Source organism: Mesorhizobium sp. M7A.F.Ca.CA.003.01.2.1, assembly GCF_003998945.1.
GTDB lineage: Bacteria > Pseudomonadota > Alphaproteobacteria > Rhizobiales > Rhizobiaceae > Mesorhizobium > Mesorhizobium ciceri.
The window spans coordinates 1-6,888 of the sequence record NZ_RZRA01000198.1 but is presented as its reverse complement, the minus strand read 5'-3'; the positions used below and the strand labels follow the sequence as shown (position 1 = coordinate 6,888).

Genomic DNA, 6,888 nt, shown 5'->3' with positions numbered 1-6,888 from the left:
TTGGCAAGGTCCTCGAAACGAATGCCGGCCATGTGCTCGCGCAGCCTTGCATCGAGTTTCATGCCGCCGAACAGGCCGCTGCCGCGTAAATTGAGATCGAGCAGGCCGAAAATGCGGCGCTTGGTCAGGCTGCGGGCGAATTCTTCGAGCTCGTCCAGTTTGCCGGCGAGATAGCAGCCGCCGACCAGCGCGCCGATCGAGGTGCCGGCGATCATCGATACTTCGATGCCGGCTTCATCCAGCGCGCGCAGCACGCCGATATGCGCCCAGCCGCGGGCGCACCCGCCACCCAAGGCGAGCGAAATGCCTGTTTTCTTTTGGGAGTTCGTTTCGGACGCGCCGCCTGACGAGGACAGGCCGTTGGCCTCCCTGACATCTGGTCTGTTACGCAATGACGCCCACTCGAGCATCATAATCTCCCTTGTCCCACGGCTACTATACGAGCGGGGCGTATCGAAATGATGAATCTGTGTCGTCGGTGTCAGGCAGAAGGTTCAAGCTGTTGGTTTCCGATACGTGTTTTCCGCATCGAACAGCGGCTTGCTGCCGTCGATGGCAAGCGTCCCTTTGCCGTCGACCAGCCCCACCGTCCGATAAAAGCATGAACGCCGGCCAGTGTGACAGGTTGCGTCGTGGCCCAACACTTTGACGCGCAACCATATGGCATCCTGGTCACAATCCGTGAGCATCTCGACGACATGCTGAAAATTGCCTGATGTTTCGCCCTTTTTCCAAAGCGCGCTGCGCGAGCGCGACCAGTAGTGGGCGATGCCGGTCTCAAGCGTCAGCGCCAGTGCTTGCGCGTTCATATGCGCAACCATCAACAGCATGCCGTCCGCGGCGTCTGTCACGACGACCGTGACCAGCCCGGCTGCATCGAAGCGCGGCGAAAACACCGCGCCTTCCTCGAGAGCCTTCTTGTCCGACGGAGCTTTTGGAAATTCCAGTGCCGACATCGCCGGTCCTTATTTTGATGGCCGGCGAGGGCCGATCAGACCCCGCCGCCGCGCACCATGGTGACGAAACGGACCTGCTCTTCGGGCGTGTCCTTGAAAACGCCGGTGAAGGTCGAGGTCAGCGTGGTTGATCCCTGCTTGCGGATGCCGCGCATGGCCATGCACATGTGCTCGGCCTCGATCATGACGGCGACGCCGCGCGGATTGAGCACGTCCTGGATGACGCCGGCGATCTGCGCCGTCAGCGCCTCCTGGGTTTGCAGGCGGTGGGCGAAGATATCGACGACACGCGCGATCTTGGACAGGCCGACGACCTTGCCGTCCGGAAGATACCCGACATGCGCCTTGCCGATGATCGGCACCATGTGGTGCTCGCAATGCGAATGGAATGTTATGTCCTTGACGATGACCAGGTCATCGTAGCCGGCGACCTCCTCGAAGGTGCGGCCGAGCTCGTCGGCCGGGCACATGTCGTAACCACCGAACATTTCGCGAAAGGCCTTTGCCACCCGCTTCGGCGTGTCGACCAACCCTTCGCGGTCCGGATTGTCGCCGGTCCAGCGCAAAAGTGTGCGCACGGCGGCTTCGACTTCGGCTTCGCTTGGCCGGTCGGTGACCGGCTTTTCCATATAGGCTGACTGTGGCATGAGCTTCTTGATGACGGCATCCATAAAGGCGTCTCCCGTAGTCCCTCTCGGCGGAGGAACGAGTTGAACGGACCACGACCTTTCGGTGTCGGAAACTCGCCCCGTTTCCAGCCCCGTAAGCGGCGTGAACTTCCCGGCAAGGACATTGGCTTTCGTCGTTCTTGTCGATACCGGACTGCCAGCATTATATAAGGTCATAGCGAGCGAAAGGAAGACACGACAGCGGCAATCGCTGTTCGCTTGGCGGCGACGGATTGGAAAATTATGATAAACGACGTCTACAACGCGAAAATTCTCGGTTTTGCCGGAAACATCGCCCGCATCGGCCGTCTCGATCATCCTGACGCGACCGCCAAGGCGCACTCCAAGCTATGCGGTTCGACCGTCACCGTCGACCTCAAGATGCAGGACGGCGTCGTCACGGACTTTGCCCATGACGTGAAGGCCTGCGCGCTCGGCCAGGCGTCGTCATCGATCATGGCGCAGCATGTCGTCGGCGCGAGTGCCGAGGAATTGCGCGCGGTGCGCGACTCCATGCTGAAGATGCTCAAGGAAAATGGCGCCCCGCCGGACGGCCGCTTTGCGGATCTCAGATATTTGGAGCCGGTGCGCGACTACAAGGCGCGGCACGCTTCGACCATGCTGACTTTCGATGCCGTGGTCGACGCGATCGGCCAGATCGAGAAGAAGCGCGCCGAAGAAGCGGCCTGACCTTGGGATTTGGCCGTCCACGGTGCGCAGGCTTCGCGCAGGCGCCCAAATCTTTGCTGCCACTGCTTGGCATTTGGCTGGACAGGAACCGGGCCAGAAGGGTTTAAACCTGCGCTTCCAGCGCCCGCCTGCTTTCGGCAAATTCGCTTCTGAGCCAGTCGGCGAACGCGGCGACCGGCTCCGAGAGGTCGTGCAGGTTTCTGGCCACCAGCCAATAGGCGCCGGATGCGACGTCGATGTCGAACGGCTTGACCAGCGCGCCGGATGCGATTTCCCCGCCGATCTGCAACAGATCGCCCAATGCCACGCCATGTCCGAGCAAGGCGGCCTGCTTTGAAAGCGACGCATCCGCCAGCATCGGCCCGCGCGCGGGCACGGCGTCGGCGGGCACGCCGGCCGCTTCGAACCAGCGCGCCCAGCCCTGGCGGTTCTCCTCGTGCAAAAGCGTGTAGCGGCCAAGATCGATTGGCTTCCTGAGGGCAGGGCCAGAAGCAAGCAGCGCCGGCGACAGGACCGGCGAATCGACCGTCGAGGCAAGCCGCTCGGCCTGGCTGCGCGGCCACGAGTCGGCATGCGCGCTGAAGCGCAAGGCAAGCTCCGGCTGATCGCTGCGGAACTCGATCAGCCTTGGATCGACTTCGAGGGAGACGTCGATGTCGGGCCGCAATTGGCGAAACCGGTTGAGCCGGGGAACCAGCCACACGGAGGCAAGCGACGGCTCGACACTGACGCGGACCACGGACTGTGCCGGTGTCGCCACCAGATCGCCAAGCAAGGTATCGATGGCGTCGAAACTTCTGACAAGCTGATCCAGCAGACGCCGGCCGGTGTCGGTCAGTTCGACTCGTCGATGGTGACGTTCGAACAAGGGTCGATGCAGGAAGATTTCGAGCTCGCGGATCTGCCGGCTGATCGCCGCCTGCGAGACGAAAAGCTCCTCGGCGGCCCGGCTGAAGCTCAGATGCCGGCCCGCCGCCTCGAAGCTCCTCAATGCCGTCAGCGGCAGGCGCCCACGCTTCATTTCGCATAACCCAGGATTATCCGAAGTGGAAATTATACTCGTTTGAAGGCGAAGGCCAGCGGCGGTCTAATCCATGTCGAAGGAGACCGACCATGATCCAGTTGCTGAACATTTTTGGCGATGTCATGCGGATCGTGACGTTTCAATGGCGTGACGAAAAGCAGCATTCAAAGCGCCGCGAGGGGCCGGCCAGTCGTGGCCGCTGGGCGCCGTCGGCTGACAGGCAGCCGTTTCGCCGTTCCCGTCCGTGATGGCGGGGCGCGCAAGGAGCGGGGATTGCGTTCTCCGGCGGAAGTCCACATCTATCGCCTGGGAAACGCGATACGGAGACTGTGGTGCGCGACCAGCATGGGCATGCGCATATAGACGGGTCGCAAAAACGCGGCCGCAACTGGCCCGGCCCCTGGCGCAAGACGCCAGGCCGTCTCCTCGGCACGTCGCTCGTGCGCCTCTACCAGCTGACGCTGTCGGGCTTTGTCGGCAATTCCTGCCGGCATCTGCCGACCTGTTCGGAATATGCGCATGAGGCGATCGCCCGCCATGGCCTGTGGGCCGGCGGCTGGATGGGATTCTTCCGCGTGCTGCGCTGCGGGCCATTCGGCACGCATGGCATAGACCTCGTGCCGGAGGCGCTTGCGGATCGCTATCTCTGGTTCATGCCCTGGCGGTACTGGCGGATCGGCAGCAAGCGCGGCAAAGCGCAGGAATGATGGCCGGGGAGAATAGCAGGTTTACGATCCGGTAGGGTTAACAACAGCCTGCACAAAGACTGCGCATTTGAGACAAAATCGAGACAAGAGACCCCGCTAAGCCGCTCGCGAACCCCCTTCTGGAGCGAGCAGAAAATGCGCAATTTCGACCGTCTTCCCTTCATCTTTGCCGGGATCCTGTTCCTGCTCGCCTGGCTGCTGGGATTTCCGCTGCGCGCGCAATCGGCGCCGCTGGGGGATTTGCAGTGCACGGTGATCGCCGATGCGGCGAGCGGCAAGACGCTTTACCAGGACGGAGTGTGCGACCAGCGGTTCAGCCCGGCCTCGACGTTCAAGGTGCCGCTGTCGCTGATCGGCTATGACAGCGGGATCCTGAGCGACGAGCATACGCCGGCGTGGGACTACAAGCCGGAGTTCAAGGCGGTGAAGCGGGACCAGAAGACCGTCGATCCGGTGATCTGGGAACGGGATTCGATCGTCTGGTTCTCCCGTGAAATCACCAGTCGGCTCGGGCCGGAAAAATTGGCTGGCTATGTCTCCAAATTCGGCTACGGCAATGCCGATGTTTCCGGCAATCCCGGCAAGAATGATGGTTTGACCCAATCCTGGATAAACTCCTCGCTCAAGATCACGCCGGTCGAGCAGGTCGATTTCCTGCGCAAGCTGCTGGCCCGCAAGCTGCCTGTCTCGGCCAGGGCCTACGACATGACATCAGCCATCATCCCGACCTTCCAGGCCGGAGGCTGGACGGTGCAGGGCAAGACCGGAAGCACCAGGCTGCGCAACGATGCCGACAAGGTTCAGGATAAGCGCTCGCTTGGGTGGTTCGTCGGCTGGGCGAACAAGGATGGCCGCCAGATCGTCTTTGCGCGCCTTGTCGTCGACACCGATCGGACCGATATGCCCAAAGGCCTCAAGACCCGAGCCGCGTTCCTGAAGGACCTGCCGCTGCTCATCAAATGAAGTCTGACATTTGAGCCGGGCTTTACGGCGGCGGAATCTGTCCATAAAAGACAGCCGCTGCCGGACGCATCCGGCCTACTCTTTGCATGTCGTAACCCCAAAACCGTCCACACACTTTTGGGCGACATGCATTTCAACCACCCGCGCTCGTTTGCGGGACTGGATAGGAGATATACATGCTGAATTCCGTTTCCCTGACATTTCCCGATGGCTCCGTCCGCGAATACGACGCGGCGATGACCGGTGCCGGCCTCGCCGAATCGATCTCGAAGTCGCTGGCCAAGAAGGCGGTCGCCTATGCGATCGACGGCACCGTCCGCGATCTCAGCGATCCGCTTGGCAAATCCGGCAAGGTCGAGATCGTCACCCGCGACGACCCGCGCGCACTCGAACTGATCCGTCACGACGCCGCACATGTGTTGGCGGAAGCCGTGCAGGAATTGTGGCCGGGAACGCAGGTGACCATCGGGCCGGTGATCGAGAACGGGTTTTACTACGACTTCGCCCGCAACGAGCCGTTCACGCCTGACGATTTTCCCGTGATCGAGAAGAAGATGCGCGAGATCATTTCGCGCAACAAGCCGTTCACCAAGGAAGTCTGGTCGCGCGACAAGGCGAAGAAAGTGTTTGCCGACAAGGGCGAACGCTACAAGCTGGAGCTGATCGACGCCATTCCCGAGGATCAGGATCTCAAGATCTACGCGCAGGGCGACTGGTTCGACCTTTGCCGTGGCCCGCACATGGCCTCGACGGGGCAGATCGGCAACGCCTTCAAACTGATGAAGGTGGCCGGCGCCTATTGGCGCGGCGATTCGAACAATCCGATGCTGACCCGCATCTACGGCACGGCCTGGGCTGATCAGGCGCAGCTCGAAGCCTATCAGACGATGCTGGAGGAGGCCGAGAAGCGCGACCACAGGAAGATCGGCCGCGAGATGGACCTGTTCCATTTCCAGGAAGAGGGGCCTGGCGTCGTCTTCTGGCACGCCAAGGGCTGGAAGATGTTCCAGAACCTGGTCAACTACATGCGCCGCCGCCTCGACGAGCAGGGCTATCAGGAGGTCAACGCGCCGCAGGTTCTCGACAAGAGCCTGTGGGAGACGTCAGGCCATTGGGGATGGTATCGCGACGCCATGTTCAAGGTGACGGTGGCCGGCGACGATACCGATGACGACCGGATCTTCGCTCTGAAGCCGATGAACTGCCCGGGCCATGTGCAGATTTTCAAGCATGGGTTGAAGTCTTATCGCGATCTGCCTGTCAAACTTGCAGAATTCGGCAACGTCCACCGTTACGAACCATCCGGCGCGCTGCACGGGCTGATGCGTGTGCGCGGTTTTACGCAAGACGATGCGCACATCTTCTGCACCGAAGAGCAGCTGGCGGCGGAATGCCTGCGCATCAACGATCTGATCCTGTCGACCTATGCTGATTTCGGTTTCGACGAAATCAGCGTCAAGCTGTCGACGCGGCCGGACAAACGCGTCGGTACCGACGAGGCGTGGGATCACGCCGAGGCGATCATGGGCGGCGTGCTGGAGACGATCAGGACACGGTCCGGCAATCGCATCAAGACCTCGATCAATCCGGGTGAGGGCGCCTTCTACGGGCCGAAATTCGAATATGTGCTGAAGGATGCCATCGGCCGCGAATGGCAGTGCGGCACGACGCAGGTCGATTTCAACCTGCCGGAGCGGTTTGGCGCCTTCTACATCGGCTCGGATTCCGAGAAGAAGCAGCCTGTCATGGTTCACCGCGCCATCTGTGGCTCGATGGAGCGCTTCCTCGGCATCCTGATCGAGAACTATTCCGGCCATTTCCCGCTGTGGTTCGCGCCGCTGCAGGTGGTGGTGGCGACGATCACGTCGGATGCCGACGAC

General features: G+C 61.6%; 9 protein-coding genes. 5 read left to right on the top strand and 4 right to left on the bottom strand.

What is annotated here, in order from left to right:
• From EN969_RS10860 to folE, 3 genes are all read right to left on the bottom strand, one after another.
• On the bottom strand, nucleotides 1–413 hold a 413-nt coding region (locus EN969_RS10860; RefSeq protein WP_206525145.1), incomplete at its 3' end, for a patatin-like phospholipase family protein.
• Between the two features lie 81 nt (nucleotides 414–494).
• A complete protein-coding gene (gene hisI / locus EN969_RS10855; protein ID WP_013531983.1) occupies nucleotides 495–956 on the bottom strand; it encodes a phosphoribosyl-AMP cyclohydrolase in 462 nt (153 codons plus the stop codon).
• 35 nt (nucleotides 957–991) lie between these two features.
• Nucleotides 992–1,627 carry a GTP cyclohydrolase I FolE gene (gene folE / locus EN969_RS10850; protein WP_013531982.1) on the bottom strand — a complete coding sequence of 212 codons (636 nt, stop codon included), beginning with the start codon at nucleotides 1,625–1,627 and terminating at the stop codon, nucleotides 992–994.
• A gap of 240 nt (nucleotides 1,628–1,867) precedes the next feature.
• On the opposite strand from folE, the gene EN969_RS10845 reads away from it, so the two are divergent.
• A complete protein-coding gene (locus EN969_RS10845; protein WP_063167874.1) occupies nucleotides 1,868–2,314 on the top strand; it encodes an iron-sulfur cluster assembly scaffold protein in 447 nt (148 codons plus the stop codon).
• A gap of 103 nt (nucleotides 2,315–2,417) precedes the next feature.
• Here EN969_RS10845 and EN969_RS10840 read toward each other — a convergent pair whose 3' ends face one another.
• Complete coding sequence (locus tag EN969_RS10840) at nucleotides 2,418–3,335, bottom strand: LysR substrate-binding domain-containing protein (protein ID WP_063167875.1); 918 nt, start codon at nucleotides 3,333–3,335, stop codon at nucleotides 2,418–2,420.
• A gap of 92 nt (nucleotides 3,336–3,427) precedes the next feature.
• Here EN969_RS10840 and EN969_RS10835 point away from each other — a divergent pair, with 92 nt between their 5' ends.
• The 4 genes from EN969_RS10835 to thrS all read left to right on the top strand — a co-directional run.
• Complete coding sequence (locus tag EN969_RS10835; protein WP_082826450.1) at nucleotides 3,428–3,586, top strand: hypothetical protein; 159 nt, start codon at nucleotides 3,428–3,430, stop codon at nucleotides 3,584–3,586.
• Nucleotides 3,587–3,670: 84 nt separating this feature from the next.
• Nucleotides 3,671–4,045, top strand: a complete 375-nt coding sequence (gene yidD, locus EN969_RS10830; RefSeq protein WP_027162584.1) for a membrane protein insertion efficiency factor YidD — start codon at nucleotides 3,671–3,673, stop codon at nucleotides 4,043–4,045.
• Nucleotides 4,046–4,180: 135 nt separating this feature from the next.
• Nucleotides 4,181–5,008, top strand: a complete 828-nt coding sequence (gene blaOXA / locus EN969_RS10825) for a class D beta-lactamase (protein ID WP_013531977.1) — start codon at nucleotides 4,181–4,183, stop codon at nucleotides 5,006–5,008.
• 176 nt (nucleotides 5,009–5,184) lie between these two features.
• The coding region (thrS, locus tag EN969_RS10820) for a threonine--tRNA ligase (RefSeq protein WP_127419119.1) at nucleotides 5,185–6,888 on the top strand (1,704 nt) is incomplete at its 3' end.